This window comes from Bradyrhizobium sp. OAE829, from assembly GCF_040546575.1.
Taxonomy (GTDB): domain Bacteria; phylum Pseudomonadota; class Alphaproteobacteria; order Rhizobiales; family Xanthobacteraceae; genus Bradyrhizobium.
In genome coordinates this window covers 4,510,083-4,533,537 of sequence record NZ_JBEPOE010000001.1, presented here as the reverse complement: position 1 = coordinate 4,533,537, position 23,455 = coordinate 4,510,083, and the positions used below count along the sequence as shown (strand labels likewise).

Below are 23,455 nucleotides of genomic sequence, written 5' to 3'. Positions count from 1 at the left end.
GTGCCCAGGAAAGGACTCGCTGGTTTGACCTGCAAGTAATTGATTCGTATCGTATTTTCATGATGCCGTCGAGACATTGTTACACAATCTTGAAACGCACCAAAATAATTCCGCAAAACGGGCACTTGTACTCCGATTCTATCAAATTATGTGGCAGTATGTCGGCTTGAGAATCAGGTCGGTGCTAGCTGTGCGGCTATCGGAGATTTCGATGTTCAACCACAATCACTACGTGCCCATTCTGAAGTGGAAGATGGGTGAGTATCAAGCGCTGAGCCGGCTAACTGATCCGGTGAAGGCTAAGATCACGCCACTCCTCGAAATTCCGCCTGTCGGATTCGACTTCGAAACGCAGACGAAAAAGGAAACGCTCGATGCCCACATCGGCGACTTCGGGAAGCGGCTGAAGTCCAAGTGGCAGGCGCGTCCCTGCTTCGTTGATCTCAAGTATGTTGCCACGAGTCCCCTGTGCGCTGGAGGCAAGCACTGCGTCGAGGTGCTCTTCGAAACCGCCCGCGCCGAGGGCTGCGTTGCAATCCCTGTCGTTAGCTTCAATAGCGACCCCGCATATGTCGCGGCCGTGGCCAACGTCGCGAGGCAAGACCGCCATGGGGTCTGCCTGCGGTTGTATCTGACCGACTTCGACAGGCCTAACCTCGGAACCGATATCGAGAATTTGCTCCGCCCGGCCGCTGATGGGTGGGGAGATTGCGACCTCGTTATCGATCTTGAATCGCAGAGCTACGTCCCGATGACGGTCTTCGTGACCATCATGCAGACCTTGATGTCGAAGGTGCCTGCTCTCAATCGGTGGCGCACCATCACCATTGCCGGAACGTCTTATCCCGCGACGGTGGCGGGCATGCAGTCGCCCTCCTTCATCCCGCGCATGGAATGGCAATCATATCGCGCGCTCTTGCCCACGCTGGGGCCTCTTGGTCGAATTCCCGCATTCGGTGACTATGCCGTGGCCCACCCCGATCCGGTCGAGTTGGACATGAGGTTGGTCAAGCCGTTCGCGAAGATGCGCTACACCGTCACCGACCACTGGTATTACGAGAAAGGGGCACAGGTCCGCACCCATGGGTTTGGACAGTTCCAGACGATGTGCGCCAATCTGGTCGCTCAGCCGTTCTTTGCAGGCGCAGGCTTCTCGGCGGGAGATGCGTATATCGCCGACTGCGCGGCCGGCAAGGTGACGACCGGCAATCTCTCTACGTGGGTCTGGGTGTCAACGAATCATCACCTGACGAAGGTGGTCTCTGACCTCGCCATCGCTCACGGGCTTTCAGTTGCTGCCTGATAGTGACCCTCAGCTCATGGAGCGGCATGATCTCGACGAGGTGCTTGTAGAGAGCTCCTCTCGGCTGCCTGAGAAATTTCGCCGAGGCTCCGCTCTTCTGGAGGAGCGCGACAAGTTCGTCTCGCCAAAGCAACTCAGCCAAAGCCAGCGCATCGATGGCCGGGTTCATCTGGATCGACCGTGCTGTCTCGAAGTCGATGCCCCCGCGCGGTCCGCTGCACACGACCTTGATGCCCCACCACTCGGGCACGTACAGCTTGGCTTTTTCAACATGCCGTTCGCCGACCACGAGCGTCGCCCGGTCAAGCACCTTGCTGTAGACGTCCACTTGGGTGGGCAGCCGAGCCAAGGTGTCGGCATCGCTCTTGATCTCGTAGCCGTGCAGGAAGCCGTTGACGACGGCTATGTCCACGCGGACGGTCCCGTGCCGCAACCCGAGTTCGTCAAGCACCAGCGTATTGGGTTGTCCATGATGCTCGCGCAGCACACGGTTGTGAAGCGCCTGCCGCACCTCGCGGTCTCGCATTCTGGTCCCGCCCTTCGCCGGGCCGTCAGGAGTTGTCCGCTGTGTTGAGGCAGAAGGCATGGTCAAAGTGTAATGCGCGACTGGCGACGTTGGCCACAGAGCGGTGGTCATCATGGTCAAAAACCCTGCGCGAGAGTCTATTTCGCCACAGGTGGCGTATTACGTTCTTAACGTGGTGTTTACTAGTGCCATGTAGGCTGGGGCTATGAGCAAGCAAGTCATATCATTCCGGCTATCCGAGGCGGAACTTCAGTCGCTTGACCTCGCCTGTGCCCGGTTTGGGGAAAGCCGCTCGCAGGTCGTAGCTCGCGCCATCCGCTCGCTGGTCGAGGAATATGTCGAGGACGGGAAAACCGTCACGCGGCGTCCCTACTGGCTGGCAGACATAAAGGGCGATTGAGCATGCAACAGCTCAACCCCAACAATCTGCTCTTGGCTGCAGTGGTCGTCATCCTGGCTGTGCTCGCTGTCAGCTACGGCTACAGGTTGGAGATCAGTCAGTCCGGACTCAGATTTGAAACCAGCGCTGCGACGGTGCGGCCATGAGCCCGGCCTAAGCGAGCGGATCGTCTTCTTCCGGCTCCGGCTTACCTTTCTCGACAAGCTCCTTGAGGAGTTCGTAGTCGCCGTCCTTCAGACCGCCACCATACTTGTCGAGCAGCTTTGCATAAAACTCGTGAACGTCGGTGTCGTCGATGATCCAGCCGACTTGCGCATTCTGTCCGGGAATTTTGACGAGCCGCTCCACCTGAGCAATGGTGAACTGATCGAACGTGTCGAGCTTCCCGATACACACGTGCGTAGACGCGAAACTGCCGCTATTGCTCAAGCGATTAATAGCGAGATCGGCCTCGACCTGGCTGGCGATCTTAATGTCCGGGAAGCAGTCCTTAAAGAAGTCGGAGATCTTCGAATAGTAGATCAGCGACGACTTCTTTTTCGTCTCCCATTCCTCCCGTAGGAACTCATTGAATACGCCTTCGGATAGCTGCGACCGATAATCTTTGTCCTCCGACACAAGGTAGAGATCGGTCCCCTTATCCACCGTCACCAGTAAGGTTTCCCAATTCACGGCGTCGCCAAGGCTCTCGTTCTTCCCCGGGGGATTGCCGAGTCGAACGCGTCTTAGCGCATTCAAATAGTGATCGTCATCGAACTCGGGCTTCGTCGCTTTTTTGAAAAGGCCCGTTACGACCTCATCCGCCTTTAGAGACGTATCCTTCGCATCGGCCATTATCTTGCTGACCAGCTCAGCATGCAGCTTGTCAGCCTTCTTCAACAGGGTGCGAAGTTCATCGTATTCCCCGTAGTCCTTCGAGAATGCCGGGAAGGACGCATTGAATCTCGCCTCCCTCAGTTTCTTCATTGCATCGGAAATCTTGCCACCGCGATTGCGCCAAAACTCGTCCTCAACTTGCTTCGGAACTATGAGACTGATCTCTTTGTTCTTAACCAACGCGACAAGCTTCTTCAGCTCTTCAATGTCCTCGCTAGTCAGGTGATAAAACGATAGCAGGACGTTTGTATCGATAAAGAGCGTGATCATGTGACGACTCGTTTGGTCGATCGGCAGTGAAGGGCATACGCGAGCGCTTTTCAAGAGTTCGCGCAGAAGTTTAGCGCCTCAGGGGGACCAACATTCGAACCGGCCACACTCACAACCTCGAATATTACGGGCCCGATCCAAGCCGGATCGACCTGTCGCACTTCGTTTGAGAGAGCTGAGCCATGTTTGGATTCAAGCCACTCTCGTCGATGCAGGAGCGCCAGTCGTATTTCGACAAGGCGTGGAAATTGTTTCTTGGTGGCGCAGGTTCAGATCGATAGCGGGAATAGGCCCGTTTGGGCCAAGCCCCCACGGGCCGTCCCGGAGCAAGGCGGGAGCCCTCGGCCGGCCAAGTGTGACCGGTCTGCGGTCCGACCGGCCCGCATTAGCGATTCATGGGCATGGGCAAATGGTGCCCAGGAAAGGACTCGAACCTTCACGGCCGTTAAGCCACTGGCACCTGAAGCCAGCGCGTCTACCAATTCCACCACCTGGGCCCGGGCGGGTTGATAAGGATCAGTCGCGCGCTTGTCAAATTGATGAATTGCGACCCAAATACGCTGTACAGCGACGGCGGGTTGGCGTATCGCGAATCCGCTAAATGTGCCCACGATCTCTCGAATTTGACCGCAGACCCGCAGGAATGGACGCCATGGCATCGAACCAGGAAACGCTCGTCACGATCTTCGGCGGATCGGGCTTTCTGGGGCGAAACGTGGTCCGGGCGCTGGCCAAGCGCGATTATCGCATCCGGGTGGCGGTGCGGCGGCCAGAGCTGGCCGGGCATCTGCAGCCGCTCGGCAGGGTCGGCCAGATCCACGCCGTGCAGGCCAATTTGCGCTATCCGGCCTCGGTCGAGGCCGCGATGCGGGACGCGCAGGTCGCGATCAATCTGGTTGGCATCCTGGCCGAGGGCGGCGCGCAGTCCTTTGACGCCGTTCAGGCCAAGGGCCCCGAGACGATCGCCAAGGCGGTTGCGGCCGCCGGCGGGCGGATGGTGCATGTCTCCGCGATCGGCGCCGACGAAAACTCGCCGTCGGGCTACGGCCGCTCCAAGGCCGCCGGCGAACAGGCCGTACTGGCGGCCGTGCCCTCCGCCACCATCCTGCGGCCGTCGCTGATGTTCGGCCCCGAGGATCAATTCACCAACCGTTTTGCCGCGCTCGCCCGGATGTCGCCGGCGCTGCCGCTGATCGGCGGCGGCGAGACGCGGATGCAGCCGGCCTATGTCGGCGACGTTGCGACCGCGGTCGCGGAGGCCGTCGATGGCAGGGCAAAGCCAGGCGCGACCTATGAGCTCGGCGGGCCGGAAGTGCTGACCATGCGCGAGATCATGGAAATCATTCTTAGCATCACCGAACGTAAACGTGCGCTGGTTTCGTTGCCGTTCGGCCTGGCGAAGCTGAACGCGCTGTTCCTGCAATTCGCACCGGGCGCGCTGAAACTGACGCCGGACCAGGTCGCCATGCTGCGCTCGGACAATGTGGTGTCGGACGCGGCGAAGGCCGCAGGGCTGACTCTGGAAGGGCTCGGCATCGCGCCCGATTCGATGGAAGCGATCGCCCCGCAATACCTCTGGCGCTTCCGCGCCGCCGGCCAGTTCCAGAGGAAGGCCGTGTAACTAGTCGTCCCGGCGAAGGCCGGGACCCATAACCACCGGCGGAAATGGGTTGCAGACGCTGGTCGTTGTCTTCCTTTTTCAACAATACCGGCCGCGGTGTATGGGTCCCGGCCTTCGCCGGGACGACCCACGGATAAATTATCTGCCCAGCGCCAGCGCGATCAGGCCGACCGTGCCGGCGATCACGCGCCACCACGCGAAAAACGTGAAGCCGTGGCGCGTGACGTACGTCAAAAAGGTCTTCACCACGATCATCGCGGTGATGAAGGAGACCACGAAGCCGATCGCGACGACGCCGATGTGGTCGGTCGTCATCTCGCCGCGGTTCTTGTAGAAATCATAGGCGAACGCACCGATCATGGTCGGGATCGCCAGGAAGAACGAAAATTCCGCCGCCGACCGCTTGTCACCGCCGAGCAACATCGCCGCCACGATGCTGGCGCCGGAGCGCGACACACCGGGAATCATCGCCACGCACTGCGCGATGCCGATCCACAGATACATCATCAGCGGATACCGCGTGGCGTCGTCCTCGTGCGGTTTGAGTTCGAGCTGATCGACCCACAACAGGACTGCGCCACCGACGATCAGGGAGAAACACACCACCCACGGATTGAACAAAAGTTCCTTGATGTACTTGCCGCCAATCAGGCCCACGATCACCGCCGGCAGGAACGCCACCAGCACACCGATGACGAAGCGCCGGTCGTCGGGATTGGAGAACATCCCGAGCGCGACCCGCCATAATTTGCTGAAGTAGAGCACCACGATCGCGAGAATCGCGCCGAGCTGAATCAGCACGACAAAACTCTGCCAGAAAGCGCCCTCACCAAGGCCGAAGAAGCGTTGCGCCAGCAGCAGATGGCCGGTCGAGGAAACCGGTATGAATTCCGTCACACCCTCGATGATGCCGAGAATCACCGCCCGCACTGCATCTGACATCATGATTGGGTCCGTTCCGATCGAAATCCAGCCGAAAAAGCCGCGCCCTTCTCGCCTATTCGAACCCATCTCGCAATCGCAAAAAAACGGCAAACACCGGTTGCCTCGTATGCAGGCTCGGCTATAGCGTTTCGAGCGAACCGAGGTCGGATCGCACAGCAATCTGCCTTACGCAGATTGGTAAACTTATCTGCGGCAGGAAAACGCGTCGAAACAAGAGATTGCGGCCTCCCTTCTGATTTCAATCGAGACCCGAATAGGCTCTAGTGTCTCCGTTTGATGACGCGGCCTTAAAGAGATTGAGGGTTTTTTAAGCGCCTGCGAACTAACCCCGAGGCTTCCTGATCCAAGGACCAATTCAAGGACTTCATGTACACGCTGCACCATCATCCGTTCTGCCCGCATTCGCGTTTCATTCGCCTGATCCTCGGCGAACACGGCCTCGATTTGCGCCTGGTGGAAGAACGGGTCTGGGAACGTCGCGAGGCGTTTCTCGCGCTCAACCCCGCGGGCACCACGCCGGTCCTGATCGCCGAAGGTTATCCCGCGATACCCGGCGTCGGCATCATCGCCGAATATCTCGATGAGGTGCATGGCCCCAGCGCCGACGAGCGGCGGATGCTGCCGATCTCGATGGGCGAGCGCATCGAGGTGCGCCGCCTGATGGCATGGTTCAACGAGAAATTTTTCGAGGAGGCCTCCAATCCGCTGGTGACCGAGCGGATCTACAAGCGCTTCATGAGCGAGGAGAATGGCGGCGGCGCCCCGGCGGCTGACGTGATCCGCGCGGCCAAGGTCAATGTGCGCTATCATCTGGCCTATATCGGCTGGCTGGCGCAGACCCGGAACTTCCTTGCCGGCGACCGGCTGACCTACGCGGACCTCGCCGCCGCGGCGCATCTTTCGGCGATCGATTATCTGGGCGACGTGCCATGGAGCGAGGACGACGCGGCAAAGGCGTGGTACGCGCGGGTGAAATCCCGCCCGTCGTTCCGCCCGTTGCTGAGCGAATGGCTGGCCGGCGTGCCGGCGTCGCAGAGCTACGTGGACCTCGACTTCTGAACAAGGTCAAACTCTCCGGCGAGGACCTCAAGGCCGCGCTGGCGCATGAAGCGCGCGCGCTCGGCTTCGATGGCATCGGCGTCACCGGTCCCGAAGCGATCGCGCAGGCCGGCATGCATTTTCGTGAATTCCTTCAGACCGGCGCCCATGGCGACATGGACTGGCTCGCCGCCAGCCCCGAGCGCCGTACCGATCCGCGCGTGTTGTGGCCCGGCGTGCGCTCGGTGATCATGCTCGGCGTCAATTACGGGCCGGATGAAAATCCGCTGCACATTCTCGAACAGCGCTCGCGCGGCGCGATCTCGGTCTATGCGCAAGGTGACGACTATCACGATTTGATCAAGAAGCGCCTCAAGGCGCTGGCGCGATGGCTGGTCGCGATGTCGGGCGACGAAGTCAAAGTGTTCGTCGATACCGCGGCCGTGATGGAAAAGCCGCTGGCGCAGGCGGCTGGATTGGGCTGGCAGGGCAAGCACACCAATCTGGTGTCGCGCGAGTTTGGATCATGGCTGTTTCTCGGCGCGATCTACACCGCCTCCGACCTGCCGCGCGACGAGGCGGACGCCGATCGTTGCGGCTCCTGCCGCGCGTGCCAGGACATCTGCCCGACCGCGGCATTCCCGGCGCCCTACAAGCTCGATGCGCGCCGCTGCATTTCCTATCTCACGATCGAGAACAAGGGCCCGATCCCGCGCGAGTTCCGCAAGGCAATCGGCAACCGCATCTATGGCTGCGACGATTGCCTCGCAATATGCCCGTGGAACAAGTTCGCGCAACAGGGGCGCGAAACAAGACTAGCTGCCCGCGCGGAGTTGCGTGCGCCGGCACTTTCGGAATTGGCCCGGCTCGACGACGGCGCGTTTCGCGCGCTGTTTGCGAAATCGCCGGTCAAGCGCATCGGCCGCGACCGCTTCATTCGCAATGTGCTGATTGCGGTCGGCAACTCCGGCGATGCCTCACTCGCGCATGAGGCTGAACGACTGCTTGACGACGAAAGCGCGCTGGTGCGGGGCGCGGCGGCCTGGGCGCTGTCGCAGCTGATGCCACCTGCGGCCTTTGCCGAACTGGCGAGCCGCGCCACGGCCGGCGAGACCGACGCGACTGTTCGCGCGGAATGGATGGATTGCGCCCTGCCCGCTTGATTTTATCGCGCGGTTTCCGTCATGTTCGCCGGTCATGACAAACCAGCCATTTTTCGCCAAGAACGGCGACGCCTTCATCCCCAATCCGGTTTCGAACGGTCCATGGAATCCGACCTCGATGCATGGTCGTGTCGTGGTCGGTCTTCTGGCCCATGTGATCGAGGAGCGTCACGGCTCCGACGAGTTCGTGCCGGCACGACTGACGGTCGACATGTTCCGCCTGCCGGACATCCACACGCCGGTGGAGGTCACCACGCGGCTGGTCCGCGAGGGCCTGCGGATCAAGGTGGTGGAAGCCGAGTTTTTCTCCGGTACCACCCGCATGGCACGCGCTTCCTGCCAGTTGTTGCGCCGGACGGAAAATGCGCCGGGCAATGTCTGGTCGCCGTCGAACTGGGACGCGCCGCTGCCCGAAGCAATCCCGGCGCCGACCGACCCAAAGCTCGGCATGAACGGCAAATGGACGACAAGGCCGATCACAGGCCACATGGGCTCGCTCGGCCCGCGGCGGCTATGGATGAGCGAGGTGCGCGAGCTGGTCGAGGGCGTGCCGATGTCGCCCTTCGTCCATGTCGCCACCGGCGCGGATTTTGCGAGCCCGTTTGCCAATGCCGGCGATAAGGGCCTCGGCTACATCAACAGCGACGTCACATTGTATCTGCACCGCCTGCCGGTGAGCCGATGGATCGGCTTTGACGTCGTCAACCATCACGCCAGCGACGGCGTCGCTATCGGCGAGTGCTGGCTCTATGACGAAAAAGGCCCGATCGGCACTTCTACGGTGGCCGCACTGGCGCAGAAGAAGCCGATGACGAACGTGCCGCCGCCGTAATTCTTCGTCGTTCCGGGGCATCGCGCAGCGATGAACCCGGAACCTCGAGATTCCGGGTTCGATGCTTTGCATCGCCCCGGAATGACGTCTGCGCCGTCACTCCACCAAATGCCGCGCCATCTCGGGCCGCGCCTTCAGCGCCGCGCCCTGCTTGGCGACGATCTTGGCAATCCGCTCCGGCGCAAAATTCAGCTGGACGAAAGCCGGCGCGGTGTTGGCGACCTCGTGGTATTCGAGAATCCTGCCGTCGCGCAGCCGCATGATCGAAACGCCCTCGAACATCGCCCGCGCGCCCCTGGCCTCCGGCAGGGTCGAGCGGTAGCTGAACGTATAGCGCGCATAGAGTGTCTGGCCGTCGCTGACGGGGCTGTGCATGTCCCAGCGAAAATCGGTGGCCGTGCGATAGAACCAGTCGTCGATCAACTCGGCGATTTTGGCGCGGCCGGCGAACGCGCCGTAGAACACGTCGTGATAGACGCCGTCTTCGGTGAACAATTCGGCGAACGCCTTGCCGTTGTGCTGTTCGACGCGATCGCAGAACGCGCGCAGCAGCTCCGATGTGTTCATGGGGGTTCTCTCCCGGCCGTTGTCATGCCCCGCGAAGGCGGGGCATCCAGTATTCCAGAGAGCGCGTGATGAATCGAGATGTCACGGCGTACTGAATCGTCCGCCTGCGCGGACGATGACACCACGGGTGGAGACGAAAAATTACCCGATCTCCGCCACGGCGGCGATCATCCGGGCGATGTCCTGCGGTCGCGACAGGCGGTGATCGCCGTCCTGGATCATGGTCAGCACCACGTCCTCGCTCGGCAGCCGGTGCGCCAATGCGAAGGCGTGCTGCCACGGGACGTCAGGATCCTGCGCGCCCTGCAGGATGCGGACGGGGCAACCGACCTCGATGGCGCTGCCGAGCAGAAGGTGGTTGCGGCCGTCCTCGATCAGCGCGCGCGTGATCGGGTAGGGCGCGCCATCACCATATTGCGACGGCCGCATCCAGACACCCTTGGCCTGGATCTCCTGCTGAATTTCGGGCGTAAAGTTGTTCCACATCAACTGCTCGGTGAAGTCGGGCGCCGGTGCGATCAGCACCAGTCCCGCCAAGCTCGCCTGGCTCGCTTGCGATGCCGCCTGGCTCGCTTCCCGCTTTGCAATCTCGCGCGCCAGCAGCAACGCCATCCAGCCCCCCATCGACGAGCCGATCACGACCTGGGGGCCGCGACAAAACCGCGCGAACACGGCAACGCTCTCCTCCAGCCAGCGCCCGATGGTGCCGTCGATGAAGGCGCCACCAGATTCGCCATGGCCGGAATAGTCGAACCGGACGCAGGCGCGGCCCTGTTCGGCGGCCCAGGCATCCAGCGCCAGCGCCTTGGTGCCCTTCATGTCGGAGTTGAACCCACCCAGCCAGATCAGGCCGGGAGCACCTCCAGCCCGGGCCCGCACCGCGATTTTGCGCTTGTCCTCGCCGCTACCCACCTCGATGAAGGCCGGTTCCTGATCGTTTACCGCTGAATTGGTCATGGATTCGCTACCCTTGCCCGCTGCTTTGTCGGCGAGCCCACTTCTTGGGTCAACCACCGGTCAAGGCCGGCAAACCCACAGGCACAATATCGGGCTGTCCTTGCAGAACGTGCCGTTGCGCTATATTTGCCGGGCGTGACCAAAATGCCTCGCATTTGACGGTTTTCGAGCGCAGACAGCGAGTTCGCTTGCTCAGCGCCGCGTATTGCTTCAAAATATAGCCTTCCTTCACAGCATTGGAGAATTACCCATTCGCCGTCCCAACAGAGCCCCGCCCGCTGCAGCCAAAGACGGGCCGCGCACCAATGATGAAATCCGCAACGCGCAGATCCAGCTGATCGATCAGAACGGCACCAACCACGGAACGGTCGAGACCGTGGTAGCCGTCAAGATGGCCCTTGAAGCGGGCATGGATCTTGTCGAGATTTCGCCGAACAATAATCCTCCCGTTTGCAAGATCATGGACTACGGGAAGTTCAAATATTCCGCGCAGAAAAAAGCCGCTGAAGCCCGCAAGAAGCAGAAGGTCGTCGAGATCAAGGAGATCAAGCTGCGGCCGATGATCGACGATCACGATTACGACGTGAAGATGCGCGCGATGCAGCGGTTCTTCGAGGAAGGCGACAAGGTCAAGATCACCCTGCGCTACCGCGGCCGCGAGATGGCCCACCAGGAGATCGGCACCAAGCTCTTGGACAAGGTCAAGGCCGACGTCGCCGAGTTCGCCAAGGTCGAGCAGGACGCGCGATTCGAAGGCCGCCAGGTCGTGATGGTACTGGCGCCGCGCTGATCGGCGAAACGCGTTCAATCGATAGCGAAACACGCCCTCGGAGTTGCTCCGGGGGCGTTTTCAATTGGCGTCACGCTTCGACTTCCACATCCCGGCGTTCGCGGCCCGAAATCATGGCGGCATCGATGCACGCAATGATGTGCCGGCCGTAGGCGCCGGTAACCGGCACATCCGTGTCATGAACGATCGCCGCCGCCATCGCCTGCCATTCCCTGACGACGGCGTTCTGCATCCACGCGGGATCATGGGAATTCGGAACGTCCGTCCACTTTCCATTCTGTCCGATGGCAACCCCGCGATCGAAGTCGATCCGCAGCGTTCCGCGCTCGCAGACGAGGTCGAGATCGAAGGTTCCGCCGCCGTCCCGGAAGCCGATGCTGGCCACCTGGGCGAATCGGCCGTCGGTAAAGCGCAGCAGCATCATGGCGCTGTCATCGGCTTTTTGATCGTGAAACGACGTGCTGACCGCGGCCGAAACCGACCCGACCCGGCCATTCATCAGCCAGATCAGCTGGTCCAGCGCATGGATCCCGGCGGTCAGCAGCATGCCGCCGCCGGTTGAGGGATCGAGGTGCCAGCCACGGCGGTTCTGCTCCATCCAGATTTTCTGCAGTGAACTCGACCCTGTGACGGGCCTGCCGAGTTCTCCGCGATCCAGGATTTCGCGCGCGACGAGGCAGGGCCACACGAAATGCATGATCTGCCCGACCATCAGTTTGCGCCGGCCGGTTTCGGCCGCCGCAATGATGCGGCTGCATTCGGCGACCGACAGCGCCATCGGCTTTTCCAGTAATACGTGCTTGCCGGCCTGCAGCGCAGCCACCGCCAGCTCGCAATGCAAATGATGCGGGGCCGTGATCGCGACGGCGTCGACCGACTTGTCGCCCAGCATCGCGCGCCAATCGCCATATGGCCTGCCGCCATGTTCGGCGGCGAAAACTTCGGCGAGCGCCAGTTCCTCAGCGCACACCGCGACGATGCTGACATCCGGAACGGCCGCAATCGCGCGCGCATGAAAGGCGCCGAAAAATCCGGCGCCCAGAATACCTACTCCCAGCATCAGACGTCCCTTGATCGAGCCGCGTCTTTCGCGCGTGCCATCAAGTTACAGCCAATGCGGCGGATACGGCAAAAATCAGCTGCGCGTGGCCTGCCAGGTGCCGCTGCAGCGATCGCCGGTGATGATGCCGCTCCATGAGCCGGCGCCGCTGGTGCCGGCGAGCCGACCGCCGCCGCTGGCCTTGGATGCGCCAACCGACACATTGACGGCAACCGCGCCGCCACGGCTGATCGAGCCGGAGACCCTGCCCCCGCCTGCCGATGACACCCGGGTTCCCATCACCTGGAACGGGACGCTGTAGCCGGAGCTGCAATTGCCCCGGGTGGTAGCGAACACCACGTTCCAGGTGCCGTTGTAGGCGCCCGAGGCTCTGGCCGCGTCGGCGGTGGAGGGCACCGCGGTCACGGCAAGCACCGCGAACACGGGGAGCCAGCGCAGGGTCGAAAAGTGGGAAAAGGTGGGGAAGCGGGAAATGGAACGATGAAATCTGGTCATTTTGGTCCTGTTTCGGCTGAGACTGGGATCACATCAACGACTTCGTCACAGCACAGGGTTTACCGGTTCAACGTTGCAAACATGCGTCTGGTCTGCCATAAGCCCAGCCTTCATCGCCCGGCTGATTAAGGGCTGCCGTGTCGATGACCCCGTGCGGGTGGTTTCGTTTTCGAAAAAACCTGAGCACTTTCAACGCTCTAACGAGCATTTTAAGCCGCAGAAGCGCCCCTCGGGGCGCGTTTTCCTGTGGCCATAGGAGAGCCAAATGCCCAAGCTGAAGACCAAGTCAGGCGCTAAAAAGCGCTTCAAGGTGACTGCCACCGGCAAAGTGATGCACGCCCAGCGCGGCAAGCGCCACGGCATGATCAAGCGGACGAAGAAGCAGATTCGTCAGCTCCGCGGCACGCGCGTGCTGTTCAAGACCGACGGCGACAACGTCAAGAAGTACTTCTTGCCGAACGCCTGATCGCGCTCGCATTTCCGATTTAGCCGGCCGCGTGCGCGCGGCAATCCGTCACCTGATTTCAGATTTTAAGGATAGCAGTCATGTCTCGCGTCAAACGCGGTGTGACCTCTCACGCCAAGCACAAGAAAGTCTACAAGGCCGCCAAGGGCTTTTCCGGCCGCCGCAAGAACACCATCCGCGCCGCCAAGGCCGCGGTCGAAAAGGCCGGGCAATATGCCTTCCGTGACCGCAAGCGCAAGAAGCGCACGTTCCGCGCGCTCTGGATCCAGCGCATCAATGCCGCGGTCCGCCCGTTCGGCATGACCTACAGCGTCTTTATCAACGGCCTCTCGAAGTCGGGCATCACGGTAGACCGCAAGGTGCTGTCGGATCTCGCCATCACCGAGCCGGCGGCGTTCCAGGCGATCGCTGAAAAGGCCAAGGCTGCGCTCGCAGCCTGAGGTTCCAAGGTACCTGAAAAGGCACCCGACTTGAGCTGTCAGCGAGCCCGTGCAGGGCTCGCGGCTCTCAGCGCTCGCTGCGAGTAGCGCTGGGCGACTTTCGCCCGGCAGAACGCCGCGAACGAAATATACATCGTTCCCTCTTCGTGGCTGAACTTGCGGTCGCAGGCATCCTTTTCGCGCTGATAGGCCTTTTTCTGCTGCGCCTTGAGGCGGGCGAGGAAGTCGCCCTCGCATCTCTCTTCAACCGCATCGGTGAGCCCAACGTCACCGGTGGCCCCGCCTGAGCAGGCCGAGGCGATTTGCATGGCACGGTTGCAACTCGCCGCCTTCATCGCGGTCAAGACGTCGTCCCTCGACTTCGCCGGACAGTCCTCGGCGGCGGCGGGTGCGGCAAACGACAGAACGAGGGCCAGAACGGCCACCCCAGGTCCAAAACGCATCAATTGCTCCTTCTCGAACTCCCCGTGAGTAGAGCGTGCGGGATCGAGGGTTCAATGCCGCCTGCTCCAGTTACGGGCTTTTTGCTTGACGTTTTAGCCCGGGAGCGGCGACAACCGGCGGCCTTTTGCGAAAGAGATTTGACCGTGTCCGACCTCACCACACTCGAACAGACCATCCTCACCGATATCGCTACCGCCGCCGACGAAGCCGCGCTCGAAGCGGTGCGCGTTGCCGCGCTCGGCAAGAAGGGATCGATCTCGGCGCTGCTGGCAACGCTCGGCAAAATGTCGCCGGACGAGCGCAAGACCCAGGGCGCCGCGATCAACGTCGCCAAGGACAAGGTCACGCAGGCGCTGACCGCGCGCCGCGATATCCTGAAATCGGCAGCCCTCGACGCCCGCCTCGCTTCCGAGACCATCGACGTCACGCTGCCGCTGCGCGACGCGGTGGCCGAGCAGGGCCGCATCCATCCGCTGAGTCAGGTGTTCGAAGAGGTCAACGTCATTTTCGCCGACATGGGATTTTCGATCGCCGAAGGTCCCGATATCGAGACCGACGATTACAACTTCACCAAATTGAATTTCCCCGAAGGCCATCCGGCGCGGGAGATGCACGACACGTTCTTCTTCAACCCGAAGCAGGACAATTCGCGCATGCTGCTCCGCACCCACACCTCGCCGGTGCAGGTGCGCACCATGCTGAACCAGAAGCCGCCGATTCGCGTGGTCTGCCCCGGTCGCACCTATCGCATCGACTCCGACGCGACGCATACGCCGCAGTTCCATCAGGTCGAAGGCCTCGTCATCGACAAGGGATCTCATCTCGGCCACCTCAAATGGATCCTGCATGAGTTCTGCAAGGCGTTCTTCGAGGTCGACCACATCAACATGCGGTTCCGCCCGTCGTTCTTCCCGTTCACGGAGCCCTCGCTCGAGGTCGACATCCAGTGCCGGCGCGACAAGGGTGAAATCCGGTTCGGCGAAGGCGAGGACTGGCTGGAGATTCTCGGCTGCGGCATGGTGCATCCGAACGTGCTGCGCGCCTGCGGCATCGATCCCGACGTCTATCAGGGCTTTGCCTGGGGCATGGGCATCGATCGCATCGCGATGCTCAAGTATGGCATGTCCGATCTCCGTCAGCTGTTCGATAGCGACGTCCGCTGGCTCAACCATTACGGCTTCAAGCCCCTCGACATCCCGACGCTGGCGGGGGGATTGAGCACGTGAGCGCGCGCGAACTCCGAAAGAATTCCACCGATGCTGAACGCATGCTCTGGTCTGAACTGCGCGATCACAAGCTGAACGGCATAGGCTTCCGGCGCCAAGTGCCGATCAAGAACTACATCGCCGACTTCGCCTGTCATACATCAAAGCTGGTGGTCGAGCTCGATGGCGGGCAGCATTTTTCAGATCAAGCCGAGCAGGCTGATGCCGCACGCTCAGCCGTTATCGAAGCGAGAGGCTTCAAGGTCCTCCGATTCAGCAACCACGACGTGATGACAAATCGCGTCGGTGTTCTCGAAACAATCGCCACTGCCATTGCGGAGAGAGCCCCCACCCCAACCCTCCCCCGCAAGCGGGAGAGGGAGCAGACCATCCGCGTGGAGAAATAGCAGCCATGAAATTCACGCTCTCCTGGCTGAAGGAACATCTCGACACCGACGAGCCGCTGGAAAAGCTCGCCGACAAGCTCACCATGATCGGGCTTGAGGTCGAGCAGATCGAGGACAAGGCCAAGCAGCTTTCGCCGTTCTCGATTGCGCGGGTGATTTCGGCCGAGCAGCATCCGAATGCGGATCGCCTGCGCGTCTGCATGGTCGACACCGGCGCAAAAAACGAACAAGGCTTGGGCGCTCCGGTGCAGGTGGTCTGCGGCGCGCCGAACGCGCGCGCCGGCCTGATCAGCGTGTTCTCTCCACCCGGCACGTTCATTCCCGGCAAGAACATCACGCTCGGCGTCGGCACCATCAGAGGCGTCGAGAGCCGCGGCATGCTGTGCTCGGCGGCCGAGCTGCAGATTTCCGAAGACCATGACGGCATCATGGAGCTGCCGGCCGATGCGCCCGTCGGTGCGCCCTACGCGCAATGGGCCGGGCTCGGCGATCCCATGATCGAGATCAACCTGACGCCGAACCGGCAGGATTGCACCGGCGTGCACGGCATCGCCCGCGATCTTTCCGCCGCCGACATGGGCAAGTTCAGGGATCCCGGTATCCGCCCGATCAAGGGCGAGTTCCCCTGCCCGGTGACGGTGACGGTAGAAGACGCAACGCTGTGCCCGGGCTTTGCGCTGCGGTTGGTGCGCGGCGTCAAGAACGGCCCGTCGCCGGAATGGCTGCAGAAGCGGCTGACCTCGATCGGATTGCGTCCGATCAACGCGCTGGTCGATATCACCAACTTCATGACCTACGACCGCGCCCGGCCGCTGCATGTGTTCGACGCCAAGAAGGTGACGGGCAATCTCACCGTGCGCCGCGCGCGCGACGGCGAGAGCCTGGTGGCACTCGACGGCCGCACCTACGCGCTCGATCCCGGTATCTGCGTGATCGCGGACGAGCACGGCGTGGAGTCACTGGCCGGCATCATGGGCGGCGAAGCCTCCGGCTGCGACGAGAACACCACCGACGTACTGATCGAATCGGCGCTGTGGAACGAGATCAATATCGCGCAGACCGGCCGCAAGCTCGGCGTCAATTCGGACGCGCGCTATCGCTTCGAACGCGGCGTCGATCCGGCGTTCATGGTGCCCGGGCTCGAGCTCGCGACCAAAATGGTGATGGAACTGTGCGGCGGCACGCCGTCGGAGAACGTCGTCGTCGGCAACCCGTTCGGCGAAGACCGCGTGATCGACTTTCCGCTCAGCGAGGTCAAGCGCCTCGCCGCCATCGAGGTGCCGCTGGTCGAGATGAAGCGCATCCTCAGCCATCTCGGCTTCATGGTGGCCGGCAGCGGTCCAATCGTGAAGATCGCTGTGCCCTCCTGGCGCACGGATATCGGAGGCAAGGCCGATATCGTGGAGGAGATCGTGCGCATCGTCGGCGTCGACAAGGTGCCGATGACGCCGTTCGAGCGCGGTGACGCGCCGCGCAAGCCGGTGCTCACCACGATCCAGCTCCGCACCCGCCGCGCCAAGCGCGCGCTGGCCGCCCGCGGCATGGTCGAGGCCGTGACGTGGTCGTTCATTTCGAAACCTGCGGCCGAATTGTTCGGCGGCGGACAGGCCGAGCTCGCGCTCGCCAATCCGATCGCATCGGACCTCTCCGACATGCGGCCGAGCCTGCTGCCCGGCCTGATCGCCGCCGCGCAGGCCAATGCCAATCGCGGCTCGTCCGATGTCGCGCTGTTTGAGGTCGGCCAGGTGTTCAAGGGCGACAAGCCGGAAGACCAGCTGGTCGCGGCGTCCGGCGTGCGCCACGGCTTTGCCTCTGCAAAGGGCATGGGGCGGCACTGGTCCGGCTCGGCGGAGGTCGATGCGCTCGACGCCAAGGCCGACGCGTTTGCGGTGCTCGCGGCCGCAGGCGCGCCGATGCAGGCGCTGCAGATCGTACCTGGTGGTGCGAGCTGGCTGCATCCGGGACGTTCCGGCACCATCCAGATCGGTCCGCAAAACGTGCTCGGCTATTTCGGCGAGCTGCATCCGCGCACGCTGGAGGCGCTCGGCGCCGACGGGCCGCTGATCGCGTTCGAAGTGATCCTCGATCGCGTTCCCGACGCCAAGCAGAAGCCGACCCGCGCCAAGCCCGTGCTTGAACTTTCCGCGTTCCAGCCGGTGTCGCGCGATTTTGCCTTCATCGTCGACCGCGCCGTCAAGGCGGGCGATATCGTGCGCGCCGCGCAGGGTGTCGACAAGAAGCTGATCACGGGCGTGACCGTCTTCGACGTCTACGAGGGCAAGGGCATCGATGAGAGCAAGAAGTCGGTCGCGATCGCCGTGACCATCCAGCCGCGCGAAAAGACGCTCACCGACCAGGAGATCGACGCCGTGGCGGCGAAGATCGTGGCCGAGGTCACCAAGAAGACCGGCGGCACCTTGCGCGCATGATGCCGAACGGCGTGAGCGGTTCGGACATCACGCCCAAAAACACGTTCTAGAAACAGAACATGAACCTCGAAGGCCTAATCCCCGCCAGCGTCAGCCTCACCGCCGCAATCGCGATCTGCGCGATTGCGTTCGTGTCCGGCTTGGCGCGCGGCTTTTCCGGCTTCGGCTCCGCGCTGATCTTCATGCCGCTGGCGAGCAGCATGGCGGCGCCGCAGTTGGTGGCGGCGCTGCTGCTGATCATCGATTTCATCGCGGCCGCGCCGCTGGTCCCGAACGCGTGGAAGCAGGCCGACCGCAGGGCGACCGCGGTGATGGTGTTCGGCGCGCTGATCGGCGTTCCCATCGGCACCTATTTCCTGAGCCGGCTCGAGCCGGTCACCACGCGCTGGATCATTTCCGCCTTCGTGTTTGCGCTGCTCTTGCTGCTGCTTTCCGGCTGGCGCTACCGGGGCAAGGACCACGCAAGCGTTTCGGTCGGTATCGGCGGCGTGTCCGGCTTTTGCAGCGGGCTGGCGCAGACCGGCGGGCCGCCTATCGTTGGTTATTGGCTCGGCCGGCCGATCGCCTCCAACATCGCACGGGCGAACATCCTGCTGTTCTTCGGCGCCTCGGATTTCTTCTCGGTCGTCAGCTACAGCCTGACCGGGCTGATCACGATGCAAGCGATCAAGTTCTCACTGGTGGTCGGGCCCATCTACGGCATCGGCGTCTGGCTCGGCGCCTCCCTGTTCGGCCGAGCCAGCGAGACATTGTTCCGCGCGATCTGCTACGCGCTGATCGCGATAGCCGTCATTGCCGGCCTGCCGACGCTGGATGGTATCCTGCGCTAGGGCGTGGACTCGGGATAGTGGATGCGGCCGGGCTTGCCACTGGTTCGGCCCGGTCGCGAACGACCCATAGCGGCTGTTGCCCGAAGCACCGGAAGCGGACAACGCACACCAGATTTGATCGTATTCGTTAGGCAGCGATACTGCGTTCGACGTGCTGCGCCAGTTTATCGAGGGTCTGATAACCGTATTCGACCGCGCCGAATCCGATCCCCGCGTCGCGCTGAACCTTCGTCGGATGCAACTGCCGCAAAGTGATGACGGTCTTGCCGTCGCTCTGCTCATCGAACGTGATGGTGGTGCGGAATATGCCGGGATCGTTGTCTTTGTCGGCGCCATGATCGATCTCGATCAAATGCGGCCTCTCGATGCGCCGGAATCGCATCCGGTTCGTATATCGCTTGCCGTCGGGCGCGATCATATCGAACCGCCATTCGCCGTTGACACGAATATCCATTGACTTTGTCTCGACCTTAAAACCGGCCGGACCAAACCATTGCGGGAGATGATGCGGATCAGTCCAGGCGGAGAAAACCAGCTCTCGCGGCGCGTTGATCACGCGCGAGAGGACGATCTCTCGATCGAGTGCCCACGTGGACAGCAGCGTATCATTTTGACTTGCGTTTGCGGACATTGGACTTCTCCCTTTTCTTCAGTTTCTCGACGTACATTTCCAGTCGATCCAGTCGTTGCTCCCAGATCTCTCGTTGGGCCGCCAACCAAACCTCGACGGTTGCGAGAGCTTCCGTCTGCAACGAACACATCCTGACGCGACCGGTCTTCTCGGACGTAACGAGGCCGCTGCTCTCCAGAATGCGGATGTGTTTCATCAGGCTCGGCAGCGCCATTTCGAACGGCTTCGCCAGCTCTCCGACGGATGCCTCGCCATCACATAATCGCATGACGATCGCACGACGGGTCGCGTCGGACAGGGCCCCGAAAACGTGGTCGAGCTGCATTGATTGGTTAGCCATAAAGCTAACTATAGTGGAGACACGAACGTGTGTCAATAACAGTTAGCCATACGGCTAACTATTGGTGAGCATAGCTTTATGAGTTCGCGGGCTGGATCACCAGATCGCAATAGGCGTAGCCATCGCGCTCGACGCGCTCGGCCGTACTGACTGAAAGACGATGTGAAAACATCGGTCCCGCCACCACGCAGGTGTGGAATTCGCCGTTCTCGCCGCAAGGATCGACGCTATCGGGCAGGTCCGCCAACAGCTGCACATCGAATTTGCGGCCGGCGAATTCGGCCGCGAGCTTTTTCATGTCGACGGTCGCAAGATAGGCTTCCAGCCCGCATTCCATCATCGCCCGCGCCAGTTCGGGCGTCGGCCGGTCCCAGAGTGGAAAGATTGGTGTGATGCCGGTGCCGGCGAGTTTCGCTTCGCGATAGGCGCGAATGTCGCGCAGGAACAAATCGCCGAAGATCATATGCGTGACGCCGTCAGCGACCGCTTGCGCGACCGCTTCGCCCATGCGGGCCTCATAGATCTCGTTCGGGCAGGGATAGGGGATCGGCACGATCCGTTGCGGCAGGCCTGCGGCTCCGCATTGCGCCTGCAGGATCTCCTGCCGCACGCCGTGGATCGAAACGCGGCCGAACGTCTCCGTCACGGTCGTCAGCGCGCCCACCACATCGAATTCGCCCGCGCGCCGCACTTCGTGCAGCGCAAACGCGCTGTCCTTGCCGCTCGACCACGAGATCAGCGCCTTCGGTCGCGCCATCAGTTGAACTGCGAGGATGGCATTGCCGCCTTCGGCTGCGGTGCACGCCGCCGCTGCTTCGGTGGCGGCGCCGCCGGTTCGGGATCTCTCAACGCGCCAATCCTGCGCAACGCCGCTTCGGCCGCACGCTCCCCGCTTTCCCAGGCACCGTCGATCGTGCCCCACAGCGTCTCGTGCGTGGCTTCGCCCGCGAGATACATGCAGCCGAACGGCTCGGTCAGAACCTTTCGCGAGGCCTGCGCGCCCGGCCCGGCCGCGGACATCGCGCCAAGCGCGAACGGCGCGGCGTTCCAGCGCGTCGCGCTCGATTTCTTCACCGCCGCCGCAACTTCGCTGCCGTACAGTTTTGTCAACCACTCCACCGCAAATGCGATCATGGCCTTTTCGCCCTGCGCGGAGAGATCGCGGCCGAACGAGCCTGCGACGTCGATCGAACACAGCGAAGATGACCCCATATTGGCGTACAGCAAGGCGGTGCGCGTCGAGTTGCTCTGCTCGATGATGATGTCGTCGCGGGCTAATCCCAGCGGATTACCCGGCATTTGCAGCGCAATGCGGTCATAACTGCCGAGGCTCAGTTTGGTGGCGGCATCCAGCGTGCGTTTGGGAATGTCGGGCGTGAATTTGATGTTGCCCGCCGCCAGCACGTTGCTCGAGACCGTCACGACGGCGGCGCGCGCGACAATCTTGCCGGACGGCGTTTCCACCGCAACGTCGCGGCTGCCCCAGGAAATCCGGTTCGCGGGCGTCGACAGCGCCAACGGCACCTGCTCGCCGAGTTTCGTGATCAACGTCCCCAGCCCCTGACGGCAGGCGATCGCGGTGTTGCGATCCTGCGCGCGGACCTTGTCGACAACAGAGATATCCTTCAGGTCCTTGCCGGCGAAATTGGCGCCGAGGACGAATTCGGCGGTGCCCGCCCAGTCGCCGAGATCTTTCGGCAGCGCCGAGGCGCAGGAGACGTCGAGCCGGCGCGAGGCATCGTCGATGGCGCGGTTGGCGCGCACCAGTGCTGCAAGAAACTCCTCGGTCTCGCCGGCGCGGGCGTTGCGGCGGCCGACGCGGATTTTCTGGCCCGACGGCGCGGTGATAATCTCGAGCCCGGCGGATCGCGCGAGCTTGATCATCGGGTTGGTTTCGGGATTGTGCATCCAGCGCGCGCCGCGATCGAACGGCACCTCGAAGGTGGTGGCATCGGTCTGGCAGCGCCCGCCGATCTGGCTAGCGGCTTCCACCACGATCACCTTGCGGTTCGCCGCCATGATCCGCCGCGCCGCAGCAATGCCGGCGGCGCCGGCGCCGATCACGACAATGTCAGCCTCGCGGGGCAGCGGCGCGGCCCCTGCCCGCCCACCGAAAACCGGCATCACCGCCAGGCCAGCGGACGCCGAGAGGAAATCGCGGCGAGTCATTGTCATGTCATGGTTTCCGGGGCCTTGAAGCAAAGAGAACAGCTAGCGAACTCTGCCGCATCTCACCGTGCGCAGCAACACTCATGGTAAATCAATCATGATTGACCCGCTTCACGCATGAACTAAATTGAAACGGCTTGCGACCATGCTAATGGAACATAAAAGCGGTCAAAGAACCGCGGGGGGATTTCATGGGCGTAATGCTCGATACGATTGGCCAGTTGATTGCGGGCTACCTGCAGAAGGAAGTCCCGGGCTATGAACCGTTCACGCCCAGTGACCCCGAGCATCTGCGCGGCGTCATCGAGCCCGGCGACGTGCTGCTGGTCGAAGGCAACAACCGCATTTCCGGCATCATCAAATACCTCACGCAATCAACCTGGTCGCACGCCGCGCTCTATGTCGGCCCGATCGACGGCGCGACGGAACCGGACGGCGAACCTCACGTCCTGATCGAGGCCAATATCGGCGAAGGCGTGACCTCGGCGCCGCTGTCGAAATATTATCCCTATCACACCCGCCTCTGCCGTCCGGTCGGACTGTCCTATGAGGACCGCATCACGGTGTGCCGCTACGCCATCAACCGGATCGGCTTCGGCTACGACACCAAGAACATCGTCGACCTGGCGCGATATTTGTTCCCGCTGCCGGTGCCGCAGCGCTGGCGGCGGCGCCTGATCGCGTTCGGTTCCGGCGATCCCACCAAGATCATCTGCTCGGCGCTGATCGCGCAGGCGTTCGACGCCGTGCGATATCCGATCCTGCCCAAGATCACGCGCGCCGCCTCGCGAAAGGCCCGGCGCGAGATTCTCCACATTCGCGATTCGTCGCTCTACATGCCGCGCGATTTCGATATCTCGCCCTATTTCGAAGTCGTCAAACCCACCATCGTGCATGGCTTCGACTATCTGGCCTTGCATTGGGCCGACAAGCAGAAGCCGCTCCAGGAGGTAGCGGGCGAATTCGGTGTGTTTCCAGAAGTCGGGTCGCCGTCGCTTGTTCCTGAAGAGATTGACGAAACGGCGCCGCTTCCGGTTTCGTCTGAAGAAGTGATCGAGGTCGCGGTAGCGACCGAGGTCACCATAGAGGCGGTGACCGAGGTCACCGTGCAAACGACCATGGTCGAGCGCGTGACCGTGTCGGAGCATTACCTCACCGTGGAATATGTCGCGGCCCGCCCACCGCAACGCCGCGCCCGTCGGCGCAGCAAGGCGTTCGAGGCGGCTTAGAATCGTAGGGTGGGCAAAGCGA

27 protein-coding genes and 1 tRNA gene are annotated in these 23,455 nt (G+C 62.2%); 15 read left to right on the top strand and 13 right to left on the bottom strand.

All coding sequences use genetic code 11. The features are described from left to right. The first annotated feature begins 211 nt into the window (after positions 1–211). Positions 212–1,303, top strand: a complete 1,092-nt coding sequence (locus ABIE49_RS21940) for a beta family protein (RefSeq protein ID WP_192736205.1) — start codon at positions 212–214, stop codon at positions 1,301–1,303. Here the strand turns inward: ABIE49_RS21940 and ABIE49_RS21935 are convergent. Next, a complete protein-coding gene (locus ABIE49_RS21935) occupies positions 1,215–1,829 on the bottom strand; it encodes a sce7726 family protein (protein WP_210337281.1) in 615 nt (204 codons plus the stop codon). The two genes, ABIE49_RS21940 and ABIE49_RS21935, sit on opposite strands and share 89 nt — an antisense overlap. A 205-nt stretch (positions 1,830–2,034) precedes the next feature. On the opposite strand from ABIE49_RS21935, the gene ABIE49_RS21930 reads away from it, so the two are divergent. Continuing rightward, positions 2,035–2,229, top strand: coding sequence for a ribbon-helix-helix protein, CopG family (locus ABIE49_RS21930; protein WP_192736204.1), 195 nt, complete (start codon positions 2,035–2,037; stop codon positions 2,227–2,229). A gap of 2 nt (positions 2,230–2,231) precedes the next feature. Next, positions 2,232–2,375, top strand: a complete 144-nt coding sequence (locus ABIE49_RS21925; protein WP_192736203.1) for a hypothetical protein — start codon at positions 2,232–2,234, stop codon at positions 2,373–2,375. A gap of 7 nt (positions 2,376–2,382) precedes the next feature. Here the strand turns inward: ABIE49_RS21925 and ABIE49_RS21920 are convergent, their stop codons facing one another. Both ABIE49_RS21920 and ABIE49_RS21915 read right to left on the bottom strand, forming a co-directional pair. Next, on the bottom strand, positions 2,383–3,375 hold the full coding sequence (locus ABIE49_RS21920) for a PIN domain-containing protein (RefSeq protein ID WP_192736202.1): 993 nt from the start codon (positions 3,373–3,375) through the stop codon (positions 2,383–2,385). Positions 3,376–3,785: 410 nt separating this feature from the next. Next, a tRNA-Leu gene (locus ABIE49_RS21915) sits at positions 3,786–3,872 on the bottom strand. A gap of 155 nt (positions 3,873–4,027) precedes the next feature. Here ABIE49_RS21915 and ABIE49_RS21910 point away from each other — a divergent pair. After that, the gene (locus ABIE49_RS21910; protein WP_192736201.1) at positions 4,028–4,996 is read left to right on the top strand and encodes a complex I NDUFA9 subunit family protein; all 969 of its coding nucleotides are present in this window, start codon (positions 4,028–4,030) and stop codon (positions 4,994–4,996) included. Between the two features lie 138 nt (positions 4,997–5,134). On the opposite strand, the gene ABIE49_RS21905 is transcribed toward ABIE49_RS21910, so the two are convergent. Continuing rightward, on the bottom strand, positions 5,135–5,941 hold the full coding sequence (locus ABIE49_RS21905; RefSeq protein ID WP_192736200.1) for an undecaprenyl-diphosphate phosphatase: 807 nt from the start codon (positions 5,939–5,941) through the stop codon (positions 5,135–5,137). Positions 5,942–6,307: 366 nt separating this feature from the next. Between ABIE49_RS21905 and ABIE49_RS21900 the strand changes: the two genes are divergently transcribed. From ABIE49_RS21900 to ABIE49_RS21890, 3 genes are read left to right on the top strand one after another with little or no spacing between them, the layout of a single operon-like run. Further along, positions 6,308–7,000: a glutathione S-transferase family protein gene (locus tag ABIE49_RS21900; RefSeq protein ID WP_192736199.1), complete on the top strand. Its 693-nt coding sequence runs from the start codon at positions 6,308–6,310 to the stop codon at positions 6,998–7,000. Further along, positions 6,949–8,142 carry a tRNA epoxyqueuosine(34) reductase QueG gene (gene queG, locus ABIE49_RS21895; RefSeq protein WP_192736198.1) on the top strand — a complete coding sequence of 398 codons (1,194 nt, stop codon included), beginning with the start codon at positions 6,949–6,951 and terminating at the stop codon, positions 8,140–8,142. The genes ABIE49_RS21900 and queG overlap by 52 nt, the downstream gene beginning before the upstream one ends. 34 nt (positions 8,143–8,176) lie before the next feature. Further along, positions 8,177–8,974 carry an acyl-CoA thioesterase domain-containing protein gene (locus ABIE49_RS21890; RefSeq protein WP_192736197.1) on the top strand — a complete coding sequence of 266 codons (798 nt, stop codon included), beginning with the start codon at positions 8,177–8,179 and terminating at the stop codon, positions 8,972–8,974. A 96-nt stretch (positions 8,975–9,070) separates the two neighbouring features. On the opposite strand, the gene ABIE49_RS21885 is transcribed toward ABIE49_RS21890, so the two are convergent. Both ABIE49_RS21885 and ABIE49_RS21880 read right to left on the bottom strand, forming a co-directional pair. Beyond that, on the bottom strand, positions 9,071–9,541 hold the full coding sequence (locus ABIE49_RS21885; RefSeq protein WP_192736196.1) for a nuclear transport factor 2 family protein: 471 nt from the start codon (positions 9,539–9,541) through the stop codon (positions 9,071–9,073). Between the two features lie 141 nt (positions 9,542–9,682). Continuing rightward, positions 9,683–10,498 carry an alpha/beta hydrolase gene (locus tag ABIE49_RS21880; protein ID WP_192736195.1) on the bottom strand — a complete coding sequence of 272 codons (816 nt, stop codon included), beginning with the start codon at positions 10,496–10,498 and terminating at the stop codon, positions 9,683–9,685. A gap of 250 nt (positions 10,499–10,748) precedes the next feature. Between ABIE49_RS21880 and infC the strand changes: the two genes are divergently transcribed. Next, complete coding sequence (gene infC, locus ABIE49_RS21875) at positions 10,749–11,288, top strand: translation initiation factor IF-3 (RefSeq protein ID WP_192736529.1); 540 nt, start codon at positions 10,749–10,751, stop codon at positions 11,286–11,288. A gap of 70 nt (positions 11,289–11,358) precedes the next feature. Here infC and ABIE49_RS21870 read toward each other — a convergent pair whose 3' ends face one another. Together ABIE49_RS21870 and ABIE49_RS21865 are read right to left on the bottom strand one after the other, a co-directional pair. Further along, a complete protein-coding gene (locus ABIE49_RS21870) occupies positions 11,359–12,348 on the bottom strand; it encodes a Gfo/Idh/MocA family protein (RefSeq protein WP_192736194.1) in 990 nt (329 codons plus the stop codon). A 75-nt stretch (positions 12,349–12,423) separates the two neighbouring features. Further along, entirely contained in the window at positions 12,424–12,843 is a 420-nt protein-coding gene (locus ABIE49_RS21865) for a hypothetical protein (RefSeq protein WP_192736193.1), read from the bottom strand. Between the two features lie 265 nt (positions 12,844–13,108). Here ABIE49_RS21865 and rpmI point away from each other — a divergent pair, with 265 nt between their 5' ends. Next, positions 13,109–13,309, top strand: a complete 201-nt coding sequence (gene rpmI / locus ABIE49_RS21860; protein ID WP_008539890.1) for a 50S ribosomal protein L35 — start codon at positions 13,109–13,111, stop codon at positions 13,307–13,309. An 80-nt stretch (positions 13,310–13,389) separates the two neighbouring features. Beyond that, positions 13,390–13,749, top strand: coding sequence for a 50S ribosomal protein L20 (rplT, locus tag ABIE49_RS21855; protein WP_192736192.1), 360 nt, complete (start codon positions 13,390–13,392; stop codon positions 13,747–13,749). A 38-nt stretch (positions 13,750–13,787) separates the two neighbouring features. Here the strand turns inward: rplT and ABIE49_RS21850 are convergent, their stop codons facing one another. After that, positions 13,788–14,192 carry a hypothetical protein gene (locus ABIE49_RS21850; protein ID WP_192736191.1) on the bottom strand — a complete coding sequence of 135 codons (405 nt, stop codon included), beginning with the start codon at positions 14,190–14,192 and terminating at the stop codon, positions 13,788–13,790. Between the two features lie 144 nt (positions 14,193–14,336). Here ABIE49_RS21850 and pheS point away from each other — a divergent pair, with 144 nt between their 5' ends. From pheS to ABIE49_RS21830, 4 genes are read left to right on the top strand one after another with little or no spacing between them, the layout of a single operon-like run. Beyond that, the gene (pheS, locus tag ABIE49_RS21845) at positions 14,337–15,419 is read left to right on the top strand and encodes a phenylalanine--tRNA ligase subunit alpha (RefSeq protein ID WP_192736190.1); all 1,083 of its coding nucleotides are present in this window, start codon (positions 14,337–14,339) and stop codon (positions 15,417–15,419) included. Continuing rightward, positions 15,416–15,805 carry an endonuclease domain-containing protein gene (locus ABIE49_RS21840; protein WP_354066918.1) on the top strand — a complete coding sequence of 130 codons (390 nt, stop codon included), beginning with the start codon at positions 15,416–15,418 and terminating at the stop codon, positions 15,803–15,805. The genes pheS and ABIE49_RS21840 overlap by 4 nt, the downstream gene beginning before the upstream one ends. A 5-nt stretch (positions 15,806–15,810) precedes the next feature. Then, positions 15,811–18,234 (top strand): phenylalanine--tRNA ligase subunit beta, encoded by a 2,424-nt coding sequence (pheT, locus tag ABIE49_RS21835; RefSeq protein WP_192736189.1) that lies wholly within the window; start codon positions 15,811–15,813, stop codon positions 18,232–18,234. Positions 18,235–18,293: 59 nt separating this feature from the next. After that, the gene (locus tag ABIE49_RS21830; RefSeq protein ID WP_192736188.1) at positions 18,294–19,064 is read left to right on the top strand and encodes a sulfite exporter TauE/SafE family protein; all 771 of its coding nucleotides are present in this window, start codon (positions 18,294–18,296) and stop codon (positions 19,062–19,064) included. Between the two features lie 127 nt (positions 19,065–19,191). Here ABIE49_RS21830 and ABIE49_RS21825 read toward each other — a convergent pair whose 3' ends face one another. From ABIE49_RS21825 to ABIE49_RS21810, 4 genes are all read right to left on the bottom strand, one after another. Next, a complete protein-coding gene (locus ABIE49_RS21825) occupies positions 19,192–19,695 on the bottom strand; it encodes an SRPBCC family protein (protein WP_192736187.1) in 504 nt (167 codons plus the stop codon). Continuing rightward, on the bottom strand, positions 19,670–20,035 hold the full coding sequence (locus tag ABIE49_RS21820; RefSeq protein WP_192736527.1) for an ArsR/SmtB family transcription factor: 366 nt from the start codon (positions 20,033–20,035) through the stop codon (positions 19,670–19,672). Before ABIE49_RS21820 ends, ABIE49_RS21825 begins: the two co-directional genes overlap by 26 nt. A gap of 76 nt (positions 20,036–20,111) precedes the next feature. After that, positions 20,112–20,792 (bottom strand): adenine nucleotide alpha hydrolase, encoded by a 681-nt coding sequence (locus tag ABIE49_RS21815; RefSeq protein WP_192736186.1) that lies wholly within the window; start codon positions 20,790–20,792, stop codon positions 20,112–20,114. Beyond that, positions 20,792–22,210, bottom strand: coding sequence for a flavin monoamine oxidase family protein (locus ABIE49_RS21810; protein WP_192736185.1), 1,419 nt, complete (start codon positions 22,208–22,210; stop codon positions 20,792–20,794). The genes ABIE49_RS21815 and ABIE49_RS21810 overlap by 1 nt, the downstream gene beginning before the upstream one ends. Before the next feature lie 185 nt (positions 22,211–22,395). On the opposite strand from ABIE49_RS21810, the gene ABIE49_RS21805 reads away from it, so the two are divergent. Next, the gene (locus ABIE49_RS21805; protein ID WP_192736184.1) at positions 22,396–23,433 is read left to right on the top strand and encodes a YiiX/YebB-like N1pC/P60 family cysteine hydrolase; all 1,038 of its coding nucleotides are present in this window, start codon (positions 22,396–22,398) and stop codon (positions 23,431–23,433) included. The last annotated feature ends 22 nt before the right edge of the window (positions 23,434–23,455 follow it).